The following is a 23,561-nucleotide window of genomic DNA, read 5'->3' as shown; positions in this document are numbered from 1 at the left end:
GGCAGACAAAATGAGAACGCAAAAAAATATTATAAAGCTCTCAAGTCAATATTATTTGGAATTAGACCCAGAATTAACAGAGGAAAATAAAAATACTGATGTTTTTTTAGGTTGGGAATATACTCAAGGAAAAATAAAAGCAAAAACTTTACAAAAGTTATTCCCGAAAAGTAATATCCAATTTTTTCCGATAGCTAAAACTAATTTGCAAGAATCTTGTATTTTAAAAAATATGGAATTGTTAAAAGAAAAATTTAAACATGTAAACAATGCCCATGTTTTAATAGATTGGCCTGAAGAATGTCAACCGTTACTTCAAAATTTGCAGCTATCTTTTCCTCACTCTGTTACAGTAACTTCCAAAAGTCATTTAGCAAGTAAAGACAATTCAACTACCGTTGAAAACATAATAGCAAATATTGAAGAGGATCCTATATTATTTTTTGAATCCACCGAGCCCAGAAGATATTTTTTAAATATTTTTAAAGATGAAATTAATAAAACACACTGTATTGGATCTATTGAGACCTATCTTCAGTATCAATTATTTGCCAATAGCAATGAAAAAGTAACTTTAAAATCTGAATGTATTGTGAATGGTTCACTAACAGCCTGGATGCAATATCAACTTGCACAACATTTTTCTTCTGAAATATTTAGGCATGAATTTATGCTAAATAAAGCAGAACAAATTTTTAAAAATATAATGCATTACATTTTTTCGCATTTGAATGAAAATATTATTATTATTTGCGGTTATAAAACTATGAATTTGATAGAATCACATTTAGAGAAAATAAAATCTAGAAGTGATTTAAAAATATATGAAGCAAATAATTTGACTTATTTAAAAGAAAAAAAAGAGAAAAACAACCAACATTTTGTATTGAGTCAACCTAGTAAAGATTCGTTTTTAGAATACATTCAAGTTCCAGGTTTTTTTATTTCTGATTTATTAGAAGAAAAAGATACTTTAATAAGTTGGATTGATTTTGCTCGAAAAAGTTATGCAAATAGTTTTATTCGTGCGAGTAAAAATTATAGCGATTGGACCAAATTAGATATTAATGCGGCACAAGAAAGAGACTATTTCCGTTTTTCTTATCGTCTAGCACAAGATAGAAACATGTTTTTTCCAAGTATTTTTGATATTTTAATTGCAGGTTCAGCAGTTGTTGATTCAAACTTTTCTTATGAACTAATGAAGGAATGTAAAAAATTTCCTGAAAATCAAAAACTAGCGACTACCCTTCCTGAAATTCATTTGCCTCTTGACCATTTTTTCAAACATACTGAAAAAGTTAGTATCGAAAAATTCAGCACCATTCAAAGCAAGAAAAAATTTAAAAAAACGAAACTTAAAGCTGTTGATAAAATAAATCAGCAAAAAAATATTGCCCCAATTAACGAAGAAAAATATGCTGATAATACTTGGGTTCATGAAGATCATCCATATTCATGTTCTTTTCCAAGTGAAGATATTTTTATGGAAAAATTGGCTTTAGATATCAAAAAAAATATGAGTGATAAATTAAAATCACAAGAAATAAATTATCAAGAATTGCAAACAGACTTTTATGAAGGTCTTGATATCAGAGAAACTATACGCAATTGGCACAAAGAAAAAATAATTGTCAAAGAACTGCACAACACTGGAAAACCTGATATTGGTACGGTAGTGTTTAGTTTTGCTGACCCAGCTAAAGACTCACATTATTCTTGGCGTTCTTTTTGGTTAGCAGAACAACACGATGATAGTAATTTAATGTTTTACGCAACTCCATTCAAAGACAATTTAATAGGCCCTGGAATTGCTAAAAGTGAATTTGGAGGATTTGCCGTTATCCCACTCCCAAGTTCAATAGAAAATCCATGGGGAAATCCTTTTATCCAACATTATGCAAGAAATGCAACAGAATGTTTAATATTAGCAGGAGCTTTATCTACAAATCATAAAAGTATTTTATTTATTTCTAATCATCCACCATCACAACATATTGCAAAAATATTAAAGCAAAGTCGAAAAAATATTATTTATGCCAAACTTGACGAATTTCCTCAAGAAGACATACGACTTGTTAGAACTTTTCATATTTTAGCAGAAGCGGGCGTAAGAAATTATGCCCAAAAATATATCAGAAAGGATTCTTAATTATGCGCTTAACCAGAACGCATTTTAGTTACTTTAAAACCATTTTTCTTCCTATAAAAACACTATTAATTTTATCAATATTTTTATATTCCTTCATAATTAATGCTGCTGAAACTGAGCCCAAATTAGAACAAACTTATAAAATTATTCCCGGCTCTTCCATTCAAGCATTTCAGTTTAAATTACAAAATGGACTTCAATTTTTTATCGTTCCAGATCACCGCAATCCAGTTGCTACCATTCATTTTATACTAGATGCTGGAAGTAATCGGGAATCTAAAGGCACTACAGGATTAGCACATTTTTTTGAGCATATGATGTTTCGGAAATCCGTAGGAGCACCTGAAGGAAATTATGATAAAGTGTTAAATTCCTTTGGAGGATCAGGAAATGCTGGAACCAGCGATTCTTATGTTACTTTTTATTCCTCATTTCCAAGTCCTGCTTTAGAACAAATGCTTAAACTAGAAGCTAATCGTTTTCTTAATTTAGATATTACGGAACCTTATTTCTCTATAGAAAAAGGAGCTGTTATTTCTGAAAGAAAACTTAGAGTAGAAAATGATCCTTTTACCCGCAGTAGTGAAATTATTCGAGCAATCACAGAACGGAACACTCCTTTAGAATGGATTACAATAGGTTCAAAACAAGATGTAGAAAATATGAGTATTGAAAATGCTAAAACATTTTATAAAAACTTTTATACACCAGACAATACTACAATTTTTATTGGTGGACCTTTTGATCCTAAAAAGGTCGCTAATTTAGTCCAAAAATATTTCGGATCATGGAAAGGGAATTTAAAAGTAACACACCAAAAATTTCCTGCGGATTATTTAACCCGTGATTTAGGAAAAAAGTTTGTATGTGGTGCTCCAATTAATTCACAAAAATACAAAATAAATTATCCCTCATTTAGTAAAAACATTAATGATTTAGTAAATGTAATTATCTTTAAAACCTTATTAGATGATCATCCAGATGGTAGATTTGAACGAAGATTAGTTAAAGAAAAAATAGCCACTGACTTTTCTTTTTATAAAGTATTTTGGCAAAATCAAAGTAACCCGCTTCTTGCGACTTTTTCTTTAAGCAATGAACAAAAATTTGAAAATGCTCTTAAATTTTGGGAAAATGGTGTAAAAGAAGTATTAAATAAACCTATTAGCGAAAAAATTAAAAAACAGATATTAAAACAATTAGCAGTATCAAATGCAGAAACTGCAGAAAAAATGACCAATTTAGTCAATACTATTTTTGAAGATGTATTTTTTCTAAAAAATATCAATTCTACAAGCCAAATAGAAAAATTAGTTAAGTCAGCTAGTACAACTGAATTCAGAAAATGGGTAACAGTTAATCTGGCAAATAAAAATAATTATATAACAGGCATAGTACCAACAGGTAAAGCAGAGTCGTGTCAAGATTTATATACAAATTTCTATAAGAAATAAGGAAGTAAAAAATGTTTCTTTTTTTAAAAAATACTAAATTTTATTTACTTAATTCAGCTGCGCTACTTTTAACTTGTGTGTCTAGCTATGCACAAGATTTAAAAAGTCAGCGCCCAGTTGTTTTTTCAAAACCTATTGAACTAGATTGGCGCTCATATACTTGGCCTAGTATTAATTATAATCGGACAGCTATAGATGGTGGGGCTGCGATTTATAGTTTACAAAATGACTCTAACTTAAAATTCAAAATTAATATTGTCCTTCCAGGCGGTGTTTTTGCATTACCTCAAGAAGATCGTCCTGCGTTTGGAGCTCTTGTTGATCTATTAATATTAGGTGGAAGTGGAAATTTTAGTTTTGATGAATTAGAAAATTATTCTTCTGAAAACGGAATTAATATTCGCACAAATATACTAGCTAATGGGCAACTCATGCTTTCTGCAGATGCTTTAACACAAGATTTTAATAAAGTTTCAGAGTTATTACGTAACATCTTGCTAAAACCAAGATTTGAAGCCAATAGCCTTCCTTTATGGAAACAAAGGACAATAGATAGTTTTAAAAATTTGATAGATTTTAATACCTTTGACAAACAATTTAGATTGATAGATCAGCAAGCAAATAGTATTCTTTTTGGAAAAAATCACTACTTTGCAAAGGCTTTAGAAAGATCTTCTCCAGCTGTAATTGAAAAAATTACTTTTGAAAAAATAAAAGAACTTTATAAATTAACAATTAATAAAAATGGTTTAAATACCTTTATTTCTGGGAATTATACAGAAAGTGATTTTGACAAGGTAAAAAAATTAATTTCAGATTTGCCGCATTTAACTCCGCAAATTCGCACATGGTTACCACAAAAAGATATTGAAGCTGAAAATATAACGAAAATAAGAACAGTTCTCATAACAAAACCTGATATGAGCCAAAGCAATATTTCATTACGTTATTATTTCCCTAAAATTGGAAAATTAAATTCATTTGAAAGTACACAATTTGATATTTTAGAAGAAATTTTTTCGTCCAGTGGTGGGATAGTCGGAAACGATAGATTTACAAAAGCGCTGCGTGCTGATTCAGGAATAAGCTATTCACCTCACGCTTATTTTAATGAAACAACCCTTTATCCAAATACAAATTTTGGCATGTTTCATTTAACTTTCCAAAGTCCAAATGAAAGATTAGCTGAAGCAGTTAAATTAGCTACTTCTACATGGAATAACTTTATTCAAAATGGAATTTCACAAGAAGAATTAGATAATACAAGAACGGCTCTAATCAATAGAATGTTGGCTACAGAAATTACTATATATAACAAATCAGATGAAGTTATGAACCAAATTTTAAAAGGAAATTTACCAAGTGTAAACCCAATAGAATTTAATTTAGCAAAACTAGACAAACAAAAAGACGTACAAGAATTAAACAAACTTTTAAAAAGAGTCCAGAAAGAATCAGTTTATCCTGTTTTAGTCATTATGGGTAATCCTAATGCAGATGAAATGAAAGAATTAAAAAATATTTCAGATATTGACTTAGTAAGCACTAATGACTTAAACAATTTAATAAAACCTTATGTAAAGTAGAGGAAAATTTCTTATGATTAAATCTTTTTCGGTTAGTAATTTTTCAGTAAATGAATTTATAAAAAAAGTTTCTGATTCATTGTCTCAAAGAGAATTAGGAAAAATTGCTAGCGTTTCCTTAAATGGAGAGAATGTAATTATTACATTCTCTAAATTGGGAAAAAGCGAAGTTATCTATTCTTTAAAAAACCTAGCAGATGGTTTTGAATGTATTCATAAATCTGAAAAAATATCACTAACTCACAAAGCTTTTCGATCTGATATTGAAACTAAACTTTCAAAAGTTCTAGAATCAAATGGCGCTAAAGTATTAAATTAAAATTACTAAAGATTACCATTTTCTTTGAACTTCCCTGCAAAAAATATCATAATATAATTAATCAATATTTTATTAGCGAGCTACAGTAACAACCCATTATAATTTCTATAATTTTCTTTGCTTTTTATTTAATTTTATTGTTATTATCCCACTGCTTTAAAAATGATTATATGAGGATATTACTATGAATAAATTTTATTTTTCTATCATACCAATTATTTTTTTAACTGGTTGTGCAAAATCACCTTCTACAAGAGAAAATATTGAAAAAAAAATGTTAAATGTCAGTTACAGTGGTGAAAATCAAACTTCATCAATGCTTGTTGATATTCATTGTGAAGACGCTTTAGAAGGTGAAAATGATTGGGATGATAAAAACGTAAAGTTTGATTCCAATACTCCTATTAAAATTGTCCAAAGTTCAAGCTGTAGCTTAACAATTACAAAATATACCTTAGCGAATGGAGATATTTTTGTCCCTAAAAATAAACCTCTTGTCTTGAATATCACTGAATCTGGAACTGGAAGTTCAGAAAGTAGTGCTTATAAAAATTCAGCTAACAATGAAATTGTTTTATTTGCTGATGCAACTAATTATAAAATTGGGCTTTATGAGAAAAATAACCCTATCAAAAATTATAGTAGCGCTTTACAAACTAGTTCTGATACAAATTTAGCGGCAGTTTTTTCTGTAATAAATACCCCAAAAAAAATAGGGTTAACTTTTAAACCCACTTTTGGCTCCCTAAATAAGGTGACAGTAGATATTACTAAATTAAATACAACATTTCCAAATGCATGGAGTATAGAAGGATCTTCTTCATGTACCAATATTATAAATAGTTGCAACATTACCTTAGTATTTAATCCGCCAAAAGCAACTTCAGGAAATTTGGTAAGTGTTTTAAATGTTAGTTACAATAATGGTAGTTTACAAAATACACAAATTCCAATTCAGTTTTCAGCTTCTACGGCATTAAATCGCTCTACAACACCTAGCACAACAATTGAATACAATGAGGAGGAATTGTTAAAGAAATACCATCACAGTTTGCAAGAAAATCTCAATACTAATCACAGACAAAATTTCTCGGACTCTTTATTACCAGATGAAATTTAATTTTGATTTTGATTTCATTTTTGTTTTATTTCAAACTAGGAGTAAACATGCAAAAGATTGTCGTAATAACTTCATTAGCGTTAGTTGCAATTAGTTGTAATAGAAAATTCAGCAGTGAAACAAATGATTTTAATTCGGGAACAAGTGATATTAGTTCAAAGATTTCAATGAATGTATCATCTATTTCTAGCGCATTATCATCATTTAAATCAATTAATATCGATATTGTATGCCCAAAAGCATTAAATGGAGTAAATGATTGGAAAGATAGTTTCACTGTTCAAGATAACGATCCTAAATTTAATGTCGTTAAGAACAGTGCCTGCTCGATTACATTAAAAAGTTATTCTGATGGCTCTAGAACATTTACAGCAAAAGATACTCCTTTAATTATTACTATTTCTGATGCAGGTATCATAACACTAACCAATCCTGCAGTAGAATATTCAGTTTCTCCTGCAGATCCTGACAATAAAAAATGGTATTTTGCTGCTGCTGGAAAAGGTGCATATAATTTAGTGATTAATAACGGAACCGATCCTGCTAAAGTTATCGTAGATTTAGAAAATGTTGCAATGCAAGCTGTAACTGTAAATGCAGGGCCAGCTCCTAGTGCACCAAATGTTACAAATATAAGACTTAGTAAAATTCAACGTAATAGTGGAGATTGGGATTATTCATTAATTGGGAAAGTTGAAAATTCAAATGCTTGTAAAATTTTAGAGTCTTCACTTTTAACAAACTATGATTATGTTTCCATCAACCAAGCTTTCATGTCTTCTAATGGCGCAATTACTTGTCCAGATAATTTACTTTCTGGGACTCAAGGAAACTGGAATACATTTGCCCAATCGGAAAAAGTTATTATTTGGCAAAGCTCAGAGCCAAATGCAGCGTTTTCTGGATATACATACTTAGTATTACCAAAACAAAATTAGCATTACTTCAATTTCCCTTCAGTTTTAACACTAACTTCAGAAAGTAAATAAAGCTGTAAGGGATTAATTTTGAAGTTAAGAATATATGGTTTTACTAAAAAATTTGTAGTCTTACTAATAATTGGAATTCTTGGAACATCTTCTAAAAGAATTTTTGAAGCCTGATGAATTAATTCTTTTCGTTTCTTTGGATCAAGCTCATGCATAAGATCTAATACAATTTTATCATAGTATTTATTTTTGTAATTTGAATTATTTAAGGGATTACTACTTGTTAAAATATTATAAAAATCATAAACATCATTAATATTTGCGAGCACACCCATTCTAATAACTTGATAATTGTCTAGTTTTTCTTTTTCTTCTAAATTATCCCCTTCTTCTTCAACTAATTCAGCATTGATTCCAAGAATTTGTTTCCACATATTTGCAATAGATACTGCAATATTTCTTTGCATATAAGCTTTATTAAAATGTATATATATATTTAAATGGTTGTTTTCATTATATCCCGCTTCTTTATACAAGCGTTTTGCTTCTTTAATTTGATTTTCGCGAGTCCAAGAATACCAATATGGCATTGTATGATCATGATTTTTTAGACCATAAGATAGGAAATCATATAATGGAATTTGAGTTTTACTAAAAATATGTTGTGAAATATATTCTCTATCGATTGCAATATTTAAAGCTTGGCGTAATTTTTTATTACTAAAAGGAGGTGATTGAATATTAAATATATAAAAATAGCAGCCTAAAATAGGAACCGTTTTTAATTCTGCATCAATTTTATTTTTAATACTTTTAATTTGATCGATCTCTATATCGATTACAATATCGATTTGACCTGATAGATAAAGTTTTATTAATGTATTTGGATCTTTTTCAAAAATATAATTTATTCTTTCAAAATTTATAGCTTTTTGATTCCAGTAATATTTGTTTGCTTCTAAAATTATTTTTGCACTTTTACTAGATTTCTTTAGGGTATAACTGCCATTCGTCACTAAATTTTCTGGTAATGTAAATTTACTACCAAATTTTTCGATATTATTTTTTTGTACTGGAAAATTATTAGATACTGCTAATATTTCTAAAAAAATAGGTGTCGGCTGAGTTAAACTAATTTCTAGGATATATTCACCAATTGCTTTTACACCAAGTGAGCTTATTGGCATTTTACCTAAAATAATTTCTTTGCTATTTTTGATAAATTCTGACAAATAAGATTGAAAAGAATAAACTGCAGGGTCAACCAAACGTTGCATGGAATAAACATAATCATTTGCCGTTAATTTAGACCCATCAGACCACTTTAAATTTTTTCTTAAATAAAACGTATAAGTTTTACCATCTGAACTTAGAGTCCAACGTTCAGCATTTGCAGGTATTATTTTACCTTCACCATTTGATATCACTAATCCTTCAAAAAGTTGATAAATTAATACATTGCAAATATTTTCTTTACATTTTTGTGGATCTAATAAACTAGGAAATTCAGTTTGCCCTATATTAAGTTCCTTATTTCTATAGATTTTACCATGCATGTCATCAAAAGAATAAGAAAATTCAATTATAAAACAACAAATAAATGCAACTAATTTTTTTAGACCTGTAAATTCATCCATGAATTCCTCATTCTATCCTTTGTTAATTTAAGATAAATTTATCCGCGGCTTTGCGTCTTTGAAGTAAATTAAACTTGAGGATCCGCATTCCTTGAGTTATGAGGAATTCCTGATTTCTTATTCACCCTATAAGGAGAAAACCATGGTATTTACCTCAGTAGCAGTAAGTCTTGAATGGAACCGCAATAATTTGATCCTTCGCCGTGGGGCTAGCCAAATCCTCATCAATGCAGAACACGTTCAAAGTTTACGCACCCAAGAATCTGAAGATTCTTTCATCAATTTTTTCCGGACAACAGCACTCCAAAATAGAGAAGCACGCAGAGTCTTCCTCTCATGGGAACGTAAGGATAGCGAACTTTTAAATAAAATCTATAAAGAAATGATGTCATAAAAAATTTTTATTAATATAGATAGTAAAAATGCGAATAAGTATTTTTATTCAAATAATTTCAATACTTTACAAGGTGAAATAAATGAATTTAAACAATCAACCTCATCCAGAACAATTTGTAAATATTGCATACTATAAATTTGTTCAAATTGATCAACCCAATGAACTTCGCGAAACCTTACTAAAGTTATGCAATGACTTGCAAATAAAGGGTACTATTTTACTAGCACACGAAGGGGTTAACTCCTGCTTAGTTGGCTCTGAACCAGCAATCGATGCCTATATAGATTTTATGCACAAACATCCATTTTTTGCAGACATTGAATTCAAAAAAAGTTTTAGTGAACATATTCCATTTCGTAGAATGTTAGTAAAAGTTAAAAAAGAAATTATTCCAATGGGAATGGATTCTATTCAACCAGCTAATTTTACAGGAAAATATGTCACTGCATTGGAATTAAAAGATTGGCTAGACGCAGGTGAAGATCTCGTTTTTTTAGACACTAGAAATGATTATGAGGTTGAGTTAGGCACTTTTCGCAACGCTATCGATCCAAAAATAAAAAAATTCCGTGATTTTCCTGACTGGGTTAAAGAAAATTTTATGCAATATAAAAAACAAAAGGTTATAACCTTTTGTACAGGCGGTATCCGTTGTGAAAAAGCTACCGCTTTTATGCGTCAAGAAGGATTTGAAGATGTCTACCAAATACATGGCGGAATTCTAAAATATTTTGAAGAAACGCATAAAAATACCCCTGCAGATGATAACTATTATGATGGCGACTGTTTTGTATTTGATTATCGAGTAGCCGTAGATAAACAATTAAAAGAAACTCAGTATGAAATATGCTATGCATGTTGGACTCCTCTAAGAGTTGAAGATAAGGCGCATCCTAATTACAAGCAGGATACTTATTGTCCACACTGCTATGAAAACTATCTTAACAAAGAAGTTAAGCGAAACAATTTAATTAAAGAAAACAATATGAGATCGCTCAAGGTTCGCCAAGAAAGAGCAAAAAAAATTCGTGAACAATGGGAAAAGGGACTCTTATAAAGTCTCTTTTTCTTATCAAAATAGCTCTTTGCTAAAATATTTTAATATTAATTTAATCAGTGATTCATTCTTAATTGTTTAAAAGGAATAAAGGTGCAGTAACTACTGCTAAACTTAAACTTTTAGATTTAGAGATGGCAAATTGATTACAACTTTCCGCTACCGAATCAAAGATTCTGGCAGTACCAAAAAGAAATTAAATAAAATGGCAAGTGGTGTAAATTACATTTGGAATTTTTGTAAAGAAACACAATCAACTGCTTTAAAAAATAAACCTGTAAAAATAATTACAGATCCTAAAACTAAGAAAATATATTATACTCCATACTTTTTTACCCAATATGAAATGAATGAGCTTGTAGCTGGAAGTTCAAAAGAACTTGGGTTGCACTCCCAAAGTGTTCAAGCAGTTGCAGAAGAGTATATTACAAGAAGAAAGCAATTTAAAAAATTATTACGTTGGAGAGGAAGAAATTCATTGGGGTGGATTCCTTTCAAATCTTCTGGTATAAAAATCAAGAAAGATGAAGTTCAATATAATAAACAAAAATTTAAATTTTGGAACTCTAGAAAATTGCCTAGTGATGCTCTTATTAAATCTGGTTCATTTGCACAAGATAATTGTGGGCGTTGGTATCTAAATATCACTCTTGAAACAAAAAGAAATTTATATAATAAAAATTCAACATCTGAATCAGTAATGTTTTTATCCAATTATAAAGCAATAACATATAATGATAGTATAATTAACTCAAGACCAGTTTTTCCGATTAAATTAAAGTTAAAAATAAAAAAATTAAACATTGCTAAAAAGAAACGAATAGTTCTAAGAAAAAAAGATAAAATAAAAGAAAAGTCTAAACCTATTAGTAAAAGAGAAAAAATAATCATAAATAAAATTACAAATATTAAACAAGATTTCTTTCATAAAGAATCAACAAAAATTATCAATAGTAATGCAGTAATTATTACTAATGAAATACTTTCTGCAAAGAAAAGAATACAATCTAGAAATAGTTTTATTTCTACACGACTAAATATGAAACATTTTCAAAATATACTTTGTTACAAAGCCATAAGAGCTGGCAAAGTAGTTTCTATTGTCTCAAATAAAAACCTAAGTTTGGTGCCATTTAAGTGTTGTAGTTTACAACCGCAATTTATTCTTAGGAAAAGAACTTATGTTTGTAAAATATGTAATAAAAGAACCCCTTTTATTACATCTGCTAGGAACAATTTGTATCTAGCAGCAAAACATTTGTTCCGTATCGGGCATGATACGCCATAAAGCTATTTATATGCTTTTGGAACGTTTTTAACTACTAAAAATGGGATGCCAAGTAACATAATTAAATTTATTTTTGTTGTAAATACACTCCTTGTAAACTGTATTTGCCTAAATTATTTTTTTCAAATCCATTAATATACTGTTTTTTTAAATAGGTAGAAACATAGCTATATATTGGTATAACAGGAGTGTCTTCTTGTAATATTTTTGCTGCATTTTCTAAATATTTTTTTCTTTTTACACTGTCACTTTCGTACAGTGACAAATTTACAATTCTATCATATTCTGTATTTTTATATTTCGGATCATTCATCGGATCTGTTGATCTATATTGATTCAAAAAATCTCCTGCATCATTGATATTTGCAATATTTCCAAAACGTAATATTTCAAAATCACCGCTGCTTCTTTTATCAAGCATAGTTTTCCATTCTTCATTTACAGTTTCTACTTGAACTCCTAAATTTGTTTTCCACATAGCAGCAACAGATGTTGCAATTTTTTTATGAGCTTCATTTGTATTATATAGAATATGAATAATTAAAGGATTTTGCGTGCTAAATCCAGCTTCTTGATAAAGTTTTTTAGCTTCTTCCAATTGTTTAGAGCGTGGCCAATTTTGCCAATAAGAAACATTTTGTGAATAATTTTTAATCCCATAAGGAACCAAATCATACAACGGTTTTTGTCCCATTCCTAATACTGAACGAGTTATAATATCTCTATCTATTGCTATACTTAATGCTTTCCGTAGTTTTATATTATTTAAAGGTTTTTTTTGTGTATTTAATACATAAACATAACTAGCTAAATAAGGATTATTCACTAATTCTTTACTAAACTTAACTTTTATTTGAGCAAATTTGTTCGGTGGAATATTACTTGTAATATCTAACTGACCAGCTTCATACATAGAAAATTCTGTATTCTGATCAACTACGGCAAAAAAATTTATTTTTTCAATAAAGTAATTTTTTTCATCCCAATAATAGGGATTTTTTTGAACGGAAACTTTATCTCCTACTTTCCTAAATTTTAATTGATAAGGACCATTAGAAATTAAATTGTTTACCTGTGTAAAGGTATCTTTATACTTTTCAACGTTTTTCTCTTGAACTGGATATGTGTTTGTGACTGTTAAATTTTCAAAAAAAGCAGGCGACGGTTTACTTAATACAAATTCAAGGGTAAAGTCATCTACAGCATATACTCCTAAACTTGTAATAGGTTTTTTTCCTGCAATAATTTCTGATGCATTCATAACTGACTCTAGAAGAGTTGCTTGTTCGGAGGCAATCTTAGGATCGACTAATCTTCTAAATGAATAAACAAAATCTTTTGCTGTTAATGAAGTATTATCCGACCACTTTAAATTTTTCTTTAAAAAGAATGTATAAATTTTTCCATCATTACTTACTTTCCATTTTTCTGCACTAGAAGGAATAATATTTCCAACTACATCTGTTGTAATTAATCCTTCAAATAATTGTTTAATTATGGCTGTGCATGTAGATTCATTACACTTTTGTGGATCTAATGTTTTAGGATCATCTCCATTTCCAATATTTAAAACTTGTTCATTTGCTTTATTTTCCAAATTTTTAGCATTTAAAAATGAACTATTTAACATAATAAAAGTGCCAAAAATAACAAAATATTTTTTTTTCATATTTATCCTCATATAATTTACAATGTCTTATCATAGCATAAAATTATAAAAGTGTATTCCAAAAAATATTTTTTGAATATTTTTAACTTGCTATTAAAATAATAAAAATATAAATATTATTTATGATAAATTAGCAAAAACTTCATTAACGCTATTTACTATCATTTTCCATGGTTCATCTGCAATACCTGGAAAAGTATCTCCACAGCAAAACATTCCTTCTAAACCCATTTTAATTTCTTTAACTTCTATATTTACTGGAATATCATTTGGTATAGTATAAGCTACTGGTAATAAAATAATTCTTTCCAGAATTTTCTTTTGCGGAATTCGAGCACCCTTTTTTAATTCATCTATAAATTCAGGTTTTATGACACGGCATGTAGCTTTTCGCAAACGGGAAATAGCTTCTCTTACAGCAGGAGCTTGCAATGAATCTTCATAATCTAGTTTTGTTGTCACAAGAAATCTTTGATCATTTGTTAAATATCCTATAGATCTTTCAACAGGAAAAACCAGACAATCATCAGCTTTAATATTAGTTGGCCATTGATCATTTTTTATTTCAGAAAAATTTATAATTTCAGAAATAACTAGAGAAATTGGTCTAACCTTTGAAATAAATTTTGATTGAGATGGTGAAAAATGCTCTTTTGCTATTATCCCTAAACAATTATTAAGAGGCATAGCAAAAATAATTTTACTACATTCTAAATTTTTATCATTTGGGTTTAAATCATCAGATAAAAGAAGATGAAAAATATTTTTCTCATTTTTTTGAACTCGGATAAGTTCACATAAATTCCGGATATTTACCCCTCTTTTTATTAGGATATTTCCTATTAAATATTCAAAACAATAACTTCGATAGAAATAACTTGGAACTTTTTTTTGATAATTATTAAAGAAATCTCGAATTTTTCTTTGGACAATAACAAATCTCGTTTTTTCCCAATTCGGGCCTATAATAGTTTGAAAAAAAGGAGAAAATGTATCTTTTACACTTTTTGGAAGTTCAAGCCAATATTTTGATTTTTCAAAAAGTATAGTTTCATTTTGAAACTCATCTTCTAGAGAATAATTTAATAAAATTTTAAAACTTTCTGCTTCTTTTTTTGTGAAAAATTCAGAAGAAGAATTAAATAATTCATTCTCAGATATAAAATCTTTTTTTACAAAAAAAAGATTTCTTTCTGAAGCATATTTTTCATCTTTTACATCTAATTTAACCTGCATATTTTCTATATGGTTAATCTCTTCTTCAGAAAGCTGAGATAAAAAATGGCGATAAATAATTTCTAAGGCATCTGCATTTAAAAACTCAAAACCAAGTCCACTTAAATATTGATTTCGCGAGGCGCTTTCATAAAGCTCTGAAAACACTTGGGAACGCGATTTTCCTGAAAATTGATTTAATTGCGTATAAAAAAATCTGCCTCCTAATTGGGCTTCTTTTTCAATTAAAGTAATACCTTTTGTGATTTTCTTAGGATCTTTGGATAATTTTAATGCTAAGAGTAACCCTGATAGTCCTCCTCCAATAACAACATATTCGGAAAAATTTTGTTCTGAATTAGCAACAGCGCTCATAAAATTCCTTAGTGTTACTTATCATTATTTTCAATTTCGTTTTCCTCAAACAATTCTTCATCTCTTTTTTGCACCCGAGCTTTTAAATCTGCTATCATATTTGCATCAGTAGCATCACCTTCACCTTCACGAAAACTTATTCCCTTTAATATCCCGAGAAAACTGCGATAACGCTCTGCAGAAATTTTTCCCTGAGTAACAGCCTCTTTTATTGCGCATTGAGGCTCTAAATTATGGGAACATTCTCGATATTTACATTTAAAATTTCTAAATTCACGGAAACAATAACTCAACGTTATAGAGTCGTAGTTTTGAATATCAAAAGAACGAATACCTGGTGTATCTATAGCGTAAGCACCAATGTCTAAATATAGTAAACTATTGTATGTTGTTGTATGACGACCTTTATAAAAAATATCTGGGTTTTCATCAACAATTTGTTCAAATTCAGGTTTCATTAAATTTAGAATACTACTTTTTCCTACCCCAGAATGACCAGCAAAGCCTATTACTTTTCCTTTAAAAAGTTTTCTTAAATATTTAACACTATCAGTATATTTTTTAGGTTTTAATGCACTCAATTCTATTACATCGTATCCAATTTTTTTATAAATTTCGACTCTTTTTTGATACGTTTGCAGAAAATCTTTATTCGCTAGTTTTTCATTAGTTAATAGATCTACTTTATTTAATATAATTACAACTGGTATACTTTCAATTTCAGCTTGAACCAAGAAACGATCAATAAGTCCCCAACGAACTTCAGGATTTAACACAGAAGCGACTATCGCAATAAGATCGATATTAGCCAACATGACGTGTTCCCATTCGGCATTTAAAGGATCTTTTCTTGATATTTTACTTGTTCTTTGAAAAGCATGCTGAACGACTCCACGAGGCAAATCAGTGTCGATGGGTTGTCCTTCCGCATCGAATAGAATTTCTGCATTGGGTTCAAACAAAACTCTATCACCAACAACCACAAAATTTCTTTCTTTATGTGCGCGTTGAAAATGTCGTTTTGCTACTGTGCACAGCCATAAATTTTCTGTTTCAGGAAAGCCGATTTTACTTTCTTCAGCAATAAATACGTTTCTTTTTTGAACTTCAATTACCCTACCGTTACGGTAACCCTTCTTATAAAACGAGTTTAGCTTTTCGTTTAATTGTTTTTCGGATAAGTTATCTTCATCTGAATTGACTAACCAGTCATCAATTATACGTCCACGCACAGACCTTTTTTCTTTTTTTATCTTTTCAATTTTTTTAAAATTGTTACGTCTTTCATCTTGGACGTCAAAGTTTTTAATGCGAGCCAAGTCTTTACTCCTATTGATGTTTGCCCACAATACGTTTATACATCATCACGCAAAGCTTGGAAACTAACCCTAAACTGGCGTACGATTTTATGGAACACGAAAACAATATTGAACACAATTCCTTATCCTATTTACACAAAGATGCTTTATCACGCCTAGAATGGGGGAAAATAACAAGCTTTTTAGCTGAACTTGCATCTTTTCCACATACTAAAAACGCATTAGCAACTTTAGATCCTTGGTTGACTAAAGAAAAACGTGAATTTTACTTTGGAACAACTGGTGAAATGCTAGAATTAAATTCTACCAGTAATGGGCTTAACCTAGAGCCTTTTGATTTTCAATTATTTGAAAATAGTTTGAAACGAGGGGCTATATTACCTCCACTTGCTTTGTTTCAAATTTTAACCACTTTAAAATTGACCGCTAATGTTCTCCACTTTTTTAAACATGAAAAAGCCAAATCATTAAAATATCCTTTACTATCAAATTTAGCACTTTTATTAAAACCAAATTTAGATCTTTTTAACAAATTAAAACAAAGTGTCGACCAGCAAGGAAGTATTTTATCAACAGCTTCTGCTGAGTTGCAATCTGCTAGAAGCCGAGTGGAACATGCAAAAAGAAAGATCGTTGAGCACCTAGAAGACATTTTAAAGAAGCAAGAAATAAAAAGCTCTTTACAAGATTCTGTTTGGATGTTGCGCGATGGTCGCTATGTTTTGCCTGTGCGCTCAGATCGCAAAAGTGGGGTCGAAGGTATTCCTAGAGGAGTCAGTCAATCTGGTTCTACAGTTTTTATCGAACCGCAGGCTTTGGCAGCTCAACATGCACAACTTGAAAAAGCTCAAACTGATGTTGAAATTGAAGAAAATAGAATTTTAAGGGAACTTTCAAAAGACTGTTACCTAAACCAAGAAGATATTCTATTCAATGCTGAACATTTAACAACGTTTGATTTTATCATAGCACGTACTAAGCTTGCCGGCTTAATTCATGGTGTAGAACCAAAATTTGTCACAAATTCTTCTAAATCTCCACGATTTTCCTTTCTACGCGCAAAACATCCCTTATTTATTCTTGAAAAAAAACCCTGTATTGATAATGATCTTGAGCTGAAACCAAAACTTAATTCCAACTCTCCTTTTATTTGGGTTCTTAGCGGGCCAAATGCTGGTGGAAAAACTGTTGCAATGAAAACAGTTGGTATTCTTACATTAATGGCAAAAGCAGGATTATTTGTATCTTGTGAAAAAGCAGAGCTACTCGATTATGAACACATATTTGTTGAACTTGGGGATAGACAAAACAGAGAAGAAGATCTTTCCACTTTTTCTGGACATCTTGCACAATTAAAGAAAATTGCAACTTACTCAAATGAAAAAACTTTGATTTTATTAGATGAAGGTTTTGTAGGAACAGATCCAGCAATTGGTGTAGCGATGGCAAGATCTACATTAGAATTTTTTGCTAAAAAGAACTCAACAGTTATCATTACAACTCATTTTTCTAATTTGAAAACTCTTGCTGATGGTGATGAACGATTCTACAATGGAAGCATGGAATTTGAACCCAAAAAACTTTTGCCTACTTATAAGCTTTTAAATGGAATACCAGGTCAAAGTTACGCAATTGAATTAGCTGAAAGAATGGGTTTAAATAATGAAATAATTCATCAAGCCAGAAACTATTATGGCAACGAATCACAACGAATGGAAAATATTCTTAAAGATTTGCAATTGAAAAAAATTCAAGCAAGCGAAGAATTAACGAAGCAATCTCTGTTGACTAGAAAACTAGATGAACAATTAAAATCACTTCAAATAGAAAAAGAAAAAATTTCCGAAATTCGTGAAGATCTAGTAGAAAACTATCGAAATAAACTACAAAAAAGACTGAATGCGTTTGAAAACAGATTAAATATTCGAGAACGGCAATTTGAAAAACAAAAAGAAAGTCTACTAAAAGATTTGCAAGATAAAGTAAGTATAGAACATGAGGAAAATCCATCTACGATAGAAAATAGCAATATTTTAAAATCTGAAAAAGCTACTGCTGAGGATAATAAAGAAACAAAGCAAGGTATGAAGCCAAAAAAACTATCAGGTTTTGAAGCTCTTTCACAATTAAAATTACCTAAAAAACAAAGTCAAAGTGATTCATATATTGATTATGATTCACTAGATGATAAAGCAAGTAAATTTCGCGCTCCAAAGCAAATGTCTAGTAGAGCTTTACTAGACGAAGCTAGACTAAGCTTAAATTATATTAAACATTCTTATGATAATATTGAAGAAGAGTTAAATACGGATTTAAACTTAATCCAAAATAGTGAAAAAAATACAAAAGACAAGGTAAAACAAGCTAAAGAAACAGTTTTAGATATCAAAACACAAGGTAAAGAGCCGAATTTCTGGCAAGTAGGAATGACGGTAAAATGCGATCGCTTTAAAGAAAAAGGAAAAGTTATTAAAATAGTTGATTCAAAAGGAAATGTAGAATGTCTTTTTGGAATTTTAAAAATAAAAATTCCTTATTATGAATTAAAAACTACTGAAATTAACAATCAACAAACGATAGCTAATTCGACCAATAAAATTAAAAATCAGACAGTAAAAAAAGCCAAAAATACAAATTTGTTTGACCCAGAAATCCCCCCTGCCCTTCAGCATTCAGGAAACACAATTGACTTAAGAGGTTTAACTGTAGATATTGCTCTTGATAAACTTGATTTAGAATTAGATAAAATGCATAGAAATGAAGTTGAACAAGTAATTATTATTCATGGCCATGGAATGGGTAGAGTGAAAGAATCTGTCAGAAAATTCATAGAAGAAACTTCTTATAAATTACGCTATCGCAATGGAAGGCAAGGAGAGGGGGGTGATGGGGTTACAGTAATTGAATTTATTTCATAAAAATTTTCTATGGCCTTGATTTCAGATTAAATTATATGAAATACTAGTAATATATTCTTTTAAAATTCAATAGGAGTCTTTTATATGAGTAGAACCGATTTGTTGAGCGTTGAGGGAGTTGTTACGAACGTGTTTGCTGGTGGAAAATATTCAGTAAGTTTAAGCACTGGCCAAATTATTTCAGCAAAAATTTCTGGGCGAATGAGAAAATATCAAATTAGTGTCATTATAGGAGACAGAGTAACGGTAGGATTATCCCCTTATGATGTCAGTCATGGTTTGATTATCTCTAGAGAAAAATTAGCCTCTAAAGCAAAATAGAAAATATTGGTTTTCTTCCTCCTACGTCTCAAGTAATTTTATTTTATTTTCTATAAAGCGACAGAAAATAATTGCTACCATCCAACCTAATAATCCTCCAGCAATAACATCGCTTAAAAAGTGATAATGCATTAAAACTTGCCCTATACCCAATAAAATACACGGAATTAAAAAAACAGTTTTATATTTAGGGTAGAAATAAATTAAAACAGAAAAAAAAGCAAAAGTAACAGTAGTGTGGCCCGAGGGAAATGATTGATATGCAGTACCCTTTTCAAAAAATTGAAAACCATATACATTATCGACTAATAAAGAAGGGTTATTATCTATCCATGTATTGGGCCAATATCTTGCAAAAATAAATTTTAGAAAATCCTTAATGTGTGCACTTACAGCTACTGAAGCCATAGCAATAAATAATACATTAAATAATTTCACTTTTTCAAATCTTTTGAAAAACAAAATAAAAACAAGAAAAAATAAGATTAAAAATGCAATTATGGCATCAGGAATATGAGTCAATATATTAAAAAATGCTATTTTATTTATCCTCTGATTATGAATCCAATGTACTAAAGGGGCGTCTAAAAAGTAATATGCTAAAATAATTGAAGCAAAGGAAATATATCGTATCAAGGAAAACTCCAAAAATTTATAACTATCTAAATTGGAGCCTATTGACAAGAACTATTTTTGCAAAAGTTTTATAACTTTATTTATTTTCTTCATAAAATCATCACCAACTTTATAAGAACACATAAAGTACCTTTTTTCTCCCTCTGGTACATCAGGAAATAGTTTGAATTGTAAATTTTGTTTAAATTCTTTTTCTAATTTGTAAAAATATTCAAATTCACTTGCATTTATTAACATATAATCTGCTTTTTTTCTAACAATATTAAATAACATTCCTGTAATATCATCAGAAGTTAAATATATTTTTTTTTCATCAGCTACCCTATCAGTAGTATTACTATAATTTTTATATTTCTTTACTAAATGATCTGCGAATGCTCCATAACTGTAACCAATTTTTAATTGAATTTTAAAATCTTCTATTTTTAAAACATCTTCTAATGTGCGAGCCTTATTAACAATTTCAGAATTTTTTAAGGTAACTAAAACCAATCTTTTTTCAGAATAGTAGGGTTCTGAAAAAAAGGAATAAGATTCTCTATCCTTATTTTTGTACGCGAAAATAGTACACATTTTAATCTCATTTTTTTTATCATTTCCATAGATCTTATTAACGGCATTTCTTTAAATTCATAAGAAATATCAGCTTTTTTTAAAATCTTTTCTGCTTGTCTAAAGAGTATTCCATCTATTGGAAGAGCAGTTTTTTCATCAAAAATTACAAATGGAGGACGATTATAAACTGCAAGAAAAATTTTATTTTCGTTAGAAAAAGCAATTATAGGCAACAATAAAACTAATATAATTAATATTTTATTCATAGTATTTACTTTTCATTAGGAAGTTTTAATGCTTTAATTTTTAAATTAATTTTTTCCATTGTTTCTTCACCAACTTTTTTGGAACAAATCAAGTGCCTATACTCCCCATCAGGTAAATCTTTAAATTCAAATATTCTAATATATTTCTTATATACCGGATTTTGTTCAATTAAATTTTCAATTTCATTTTTTGCAATTAACATGTAATCTGATTTTTTATTTAAAATTTGATTTAACATACCTATATTATCATCTGATGTTTTATGAATATTTTTTTCTATGTTTTTATTGTTATCAGACGCTTTGTAATGAAAATATTCATACAATTTATCATCAACTAATTTCCCATAACTATACCCTATTTTGACTAGTAATGAAATATTTTTATCCTTTAACATTTCTACAAAATTTGAATAATTTTTTATTTTTTCATTATCACTATTGTAAAGAACAATCATGTTTTTATCTTTATATATTGGCTTAGAAATTATTGCGATTTTTTCTCTTTCATTGTTTCTTAAACCTAATGGGTAACAAACTTTTACTTTATTTTCTTTAATCATTTGCATTGTTCTTATAACTGGAACATTGGAAAACTTATATTCAATATTTAAATCTTGAAAAATATTCTGAATTAGTTTAAAAATTATCCCATCAATTGGGTACTTTTCTTTTTTATCTTCTATAAAAAATGGAATTCTAGGCTGATAATTTAAAAATATTGGTTCTGTTTCAGCAAAAATATTTAAAGGCAAGTAAAAAAGTACTATTATTATAAATTTTACTTTCATTTTTTTCTCCTCATTAATAGCTTATTCTTTATTACTAAATTTTTCATTCTCTTTAGCCATTGAAATGACATTAATAGCTAATGGAAAAAATATTTCTTTCTCACTTGCCAATATTTTTTTTCTCGATATATTAACTATCATTCATTCTAAACAAGGATGTGTATGAAACTTTTTATGTTCTTTACCATTCCCATTTATTTAATTGCAATTATTTTAGAGTTTTTCTATTTTAAAAAACAACACAAAATAGCCTATAAAGTGAAAGATACTTTTGCAAGTCTAGTAATGGGGTTAGGTTATCTAATTGTTTCTAGTTTAGCAGGAATATATATTTTTTATATTTATTCTTTTGTTTATGAATTTAAATTATTTGATATTCCATCACCTTGGATGAGTTTTTTTTTAGATGGTAAAATAAATTTACTTTCAATACTAATATTATTTATTCTTGATGATTTTTGCTATTACTGGTTTCACAGAATCAGTCATATCTGTCGATTTTTTTGGTGCGCTCATGAAACTCATCATTCATCAGAATATTACAATTTTGGAACAGCATTGCGGCAATCTTGGATAGGTGCACCATTTACATGGATTTTCTGGTTACCTTTGCCATTAATAGGATTTCGTCCAGAAGATATTTTCTTTCAAGCAACCCTCAATTTATTTTATCAATTTTGGATACACACTAAATTAACAAAATCATTTGGTTTTCTTGATTACATTTTTAATACTCCCAGTCATCACAGAGTTCATCATGGAACAGAAATCCCTTATCTAGATAAAAATTATGGGGGTATTTTTATAATTTGGGATAGAATTTTTAAAACCTTTACTCCGGAGAAAAAAGAACCTAAATATGGAGTTCTTCATCCAGTAAATAGTTTTAATCCCTTTAAAATTGCTTTTCATATGATTTATTCTTTAATTATTGATATTAAAAATGAAAAAAAATTACTAAATAAAATTAAATTTTTATTTTATCCCCCCGGATGGCTGCCAAATGATAAAGGTCTTACAACAAAACAAATGCAAGATAATTATAAAAATAATAATTTACTCTGAAAAACCAGAAATTTTTGAGGATTTAATATTATTCATTATTCGTTTAAACTTATACTCTAAAGAACTTTTATTTAAAATTTGTAATATCCACTTTTCTGCCAATTGTTTTGCATTCTCTTCAACTTTTTCAAGTTCACAAATAATTTCACTACTAAATTTTTCTTCCAAATAATTCCATCTAGGAATATTAATTAAATCCAATCTATCATTTGATATACCAATTTGCTTTAAATTTATTTTTGTAACTTCACTTTCAGCAATCATAAAGATCTGCGCTCTAACTTGTTTAATTTTTTTGTCTGGAAATATACTTAAACAAGATATTTCATAGTGCCATGTATCATTAATATTATCTGCAAAAGTTGCGTATAATAGATGCCAAGGAAAGTTTTTATTGGCCAATCCTCTGATAGGATCCCCTGTGCTTACTTTTTCAATTTCTTGATATCGCCTATTCTGCCAAAATGACATTGCCTCTCCCTCTCAATGAAG

Annotated in this window: 21 protein-coding genes; 12 read left to right on the top strand and 9 right to left on the bottom strand. The window is 29.0% G+C overall.

The window, feature by feature from the left end; translation table 11 throughout:
- Positions 1-10 precede the first annotated feature (10 nt).
- From QEJ31_RS13290 to QEJ31_RS13265, 6 genes are all read left to right on the top strand, one after another.
- On the top strand, positions 11-2,152 hold the full coding sequence (locus QEJ31_RS13290) for a hypothetical protein (protein WP_280590820.1): 2,142 nt from the start codon (positions 11-13) through the stop codon (positions 2,150-2,152).
- 2 nt (positions 2,153-2,154) lie between these two features.
- Positions 2,155-3,606: a pitrilysin family protein gene (locus QEJ31_RS13285; RefSeq protein ID WP_280590818.1), complete on the top strand. Its 1,452-nt coding sequence runs from the start codon at positions 2,155-2,157 to the stop codon at positions 3,604-3,606.
- 11 nt (positions 3,607-3,617) lie between these two features.
- Positions 3,618-5,192 carry an insulinase family protein gene (locus QEJ31_RS13280; RefSeq protein ID WP_280590816.1) on the top strand — a complete coding sequence of 525 codons (1,575 nt, stop codon included), beginning with the start codon at positions 3,618-3,620 and terminating at the stop codon, positions 5,190-5,192.
- A 13-nt stretch (positions 5,193-5,205) separates the two neighbouring features.
- Positions 5,206-5,511 (top strand): hypothetical protein, encoded by a 306-nt coding sequence (locus QEJ31_RS13275; protein WP_280590815.1) that lies wholly within the window; start codon positions 5,206-5,208, stop codon positions 5,509-5,511.
- 184 nt (positions 5,512-5,695) lie between these two features.
- Positions 5,696-6,631, top strand: coding sequence for a hypothetical protein (locus QEJ31_RS13270; protein ID WP_280590813.1), 936 nt, complete (start codon positions 5,696-5,698; stop codon positions 6,629-6,631).
- A 47-nt stretch (positions 6,632-6,678) separates the two neighbouring features.
- The gene (locus QEJ31_RS13265; protein ID WP_280590811.1) at positions 6,679-7,569 is read left to right on the top strand and encodes a hypothetical protein; all 891 of its coding nucleotides are present in this window, start codon (positions 6,679-6,681) and stop codon (positions 7,567-7,569) included.
- Between the two features lie 2 nt (positions 7,570-7,571).
- On the opposite strand, the gene QEJ31_RS13260 is transcribed toward QEJ31_RS13265, so the two are convergent.
- A complete protein-coding gene (locus QEJ31_RS13260; RefSeq protein ID WP_280590809.1) occupies positions 7,572-9,197 on the bottom strand; it encodes a peptide ABC transporter substrate-binding protein in 1,626 nt (541 codons plus the stop codon).
- Positions 9,198-9,339: 142 nt separating this feature from the next.
- On the opposite strand from QEJ31_RS13260, the gene QEJ31_RS13255 reads away from it, so the two are divergent.
- The 3 genes from QEJ31_RS13255 to QEJ31_RS13245 all read left to right on the top strand — a co-directional run bounded on the left by QEJ31_RS13255 (position 9,340) and on the right by QEJ31_RS13245 (position 11,939).
- Complete coding sequence (locus tag QEJ31_RS13255) at positions 9,340-9,591, top strand: hypothetical protein (protein ID WP_280590807.1); 252 nt, start codon at positions 9,340-9,342, stop codon at positions 9,589-9,591.
- An 82-nt stretch (positions 9,592-9,673) separates the two neighbouring features.
- Complete coding sequence (locus tag QEJ31_RS13250; RefSeq protein ID WP_280590806.1) at positions 9,674-10,651, top strand: rhodanese-related sulfurtransferase; 978 nt, start codon at positions 9,674-9,676, stop codon at positions 10,649-10,651.
- Between the two features lie 142 nt (positions 10,652-10,793).
- Positions 10,794-11,939: a hypothetical protein gene (locus tag QEJ31_RS13245; RefSeq protein WP_280590804.1), complete on the top strand. Its 1,146-nt coding sequence runs from the start codon at positions 10,794-10,796 to the stop codon at positions 11,937-11,939.
- Between the two features lie 67 nt (positions 11,940-12,006).
- On the opposite strand, the gene QEJ31_RS13240 is transcribed toward QEJ31_RS13245, so the two are convergent.
- From QEJ31_RS13240 to rsgA, 3 genes are all read right to left on the bottom strand, one after another.
- A complete protein-coding gene (locus QEJ31_RS13240; RefSeq protein ID WP_280590802.1) occupies positions 12,007-13,608 on the bottom strand; it encodes a peptide ABC transporter substrate-binding protein in 1,602 nt (533 codons plus the stop codon).
- 120 nt (positions 13,609-13,728) lie between these two features.
- The gene (locus tag QEJ31_RS13235; protein ID WP_280590800.1) at positions 13,729-15,198 is read right to left on the bottom strand and encodes an NAD(P)-binding protein; all 1,470 of its coding nucleotides are present in this window, start codon (positions 15,196-15,198) and stop codon (positions 13,729-13,731) included.
- A 14-nt stretch (positions 15,199-15,212) separates the two neighbouring features.
- Positions 15,213-16,517, bottom strand: a complete 1,305-nt coding sequence (gene rsgA, locus QEJ31_RS13230) for a ribosome small subunit-dependent GTPase A (protein ID WP_280590798.1) — start codon at positions 16,515-16,517, stop codon at positions 15,213-15,215.
- 89 nt (positions 16,518-16,606) lie between these two features.
- On the opposite strand from rsgA, the gene QEJ31_RS13225 reads away from it, so the two are divergent.
- Together QEJ31_RS13225 and infA are read left to right on the top strand one after the other, a co-directional pair.
- The gene (locus QEJ31_RS13225; RefSeq protein ID WP_280590796.1) at positions 16,607-19,435 is read left to right on the top strand and encodes a Smr/MutS family protein; all 2,829 of its coding nucleotides are present in this window, start codon (positions 16,607-16,609) and stop codon (positions 19,433-19,435) included.
- Positions 19,436-19,519: 84 nt separating this feature from the next.
- On the top strand, positions 19,520-19,756 hold the full coding sequence (gene infA, locus QEJ31_RS13220) for a translation initiation factor IF-1 (RefSeq protein ID WP_158997372.1): 237 nt from the start codon (positions 19,520-19,522) through the stop codon (positions 19,754-19,756).
- Positions 19,757-19,777: 21 nt separating this feature from the next.
- On the opposite strand, the gene QEJ31_RS13215 is transcribed toward infA, so the two are convergent.
- From QEJ31_RS13215 to QEJ31_RS13200, 4 genes are read right to left on the bottom strand one after another with little or no spacing between them, the layout of a single operon-like run.
- Positions 19,778-20,392 carry a phosphatase PAP2 family protein gene (locus tag QEJ31_RS13215; RefSeq protein WP_280590793.1) on the bottom strand — a complete coding sequence of 205 codons (615 nt, stop codon included), beginning with the start codon at positions 20,390-20,392 and terminating at the stop codon, positions 19,778-19,780.
- A 51-nt stretch (positions 20,393-20,443) separates the two neighbouring features.
- Complete coding sequence (locus QEJ31_RS13210) at positions 20,444-20,884, bottom strand: hypothetical protein (protein WP_348524542.1); 441 nt, start codon at positions 20,882-20,884, stop codon at positions 20,444-20,446.
- The gene (locus tag QEJ31_RS13205) at positions 20,875-21,213 is read right to left on the bottom strand and encodes a hypothetical protein (protein ID WP_280593288.1); all 339 of its coding nucleotides are present in this window, start codon (positions 21,211-21,213) and stop codon (positions 20,875-20,877) included. The genes QEJ31_RS13210 and QEJ31_RS13205 overlap by 10 nt, the downstream gene beginning before the upstream one ends.
- A 5-nt stretch (positions 21,214-21,218) precedes the next feature.
- The gene (locus tag QEJ31_RS13200) at positions 21,219-22,004 is read right to left on the bottom strand and encodes a transporter substrate-binding domain-containing protein (protein ID WP_280590791.1); all 786 of its coding nucleotides are present in this window, start codon (positions 22,002-22,004) and stop codon (positions 21,219-21,221) included.
- A 162-nt stretch (positions 22,005-22,166) separates the two neighbouring features.
- Here QEJ31_RS13200 and QEJ31_RS13195 point away from each other — a divergent pair, with 162 nt between their 5' ends.
- Positions 22,167-23,069, top strand: a complete 903-nt coding sequence (locus QEJ31_RS13195) for a sterol desaturase family protein (RefSeq protein WP_280590790.1) — start codon at positions 22,167-22,169, stop codon at positions 23,067-23,069.
- Here the strand turns inward: QEJ31_RS13195 and QEJ31_RS13190 are convergent.
- A complete protein-coding gene (locus QEJ31_RS13190) occupies positions 23,061-23,540 on the bottom strand; it encodes a hypothetical protein (RefSeq protein ID WP_280590789.1) in 480 nt (159 codons plus the stop codon). The genes QEJ31_RS13195 and QEJ31_RS13190 overlap by 9 nt on opposite strands.
- Between the last annotated feature and the right edge of the window lie 21 nt (positions 23,541-23,561).

The sequence above is a fragment of the Pigmentibacter sp. JX0631 genome (assembly GCF_029873255.1).
In the GTDB taxonomy this organism is placed as follows: Bacteria; Bdellovibrionota_B; Oligoflexia; order Silvanigrellales; family Silvanigrellaceae; genus Silvanigrella.
This window is presented reverse-complemented; position numbering and strand designations above follow the sequence as displayed.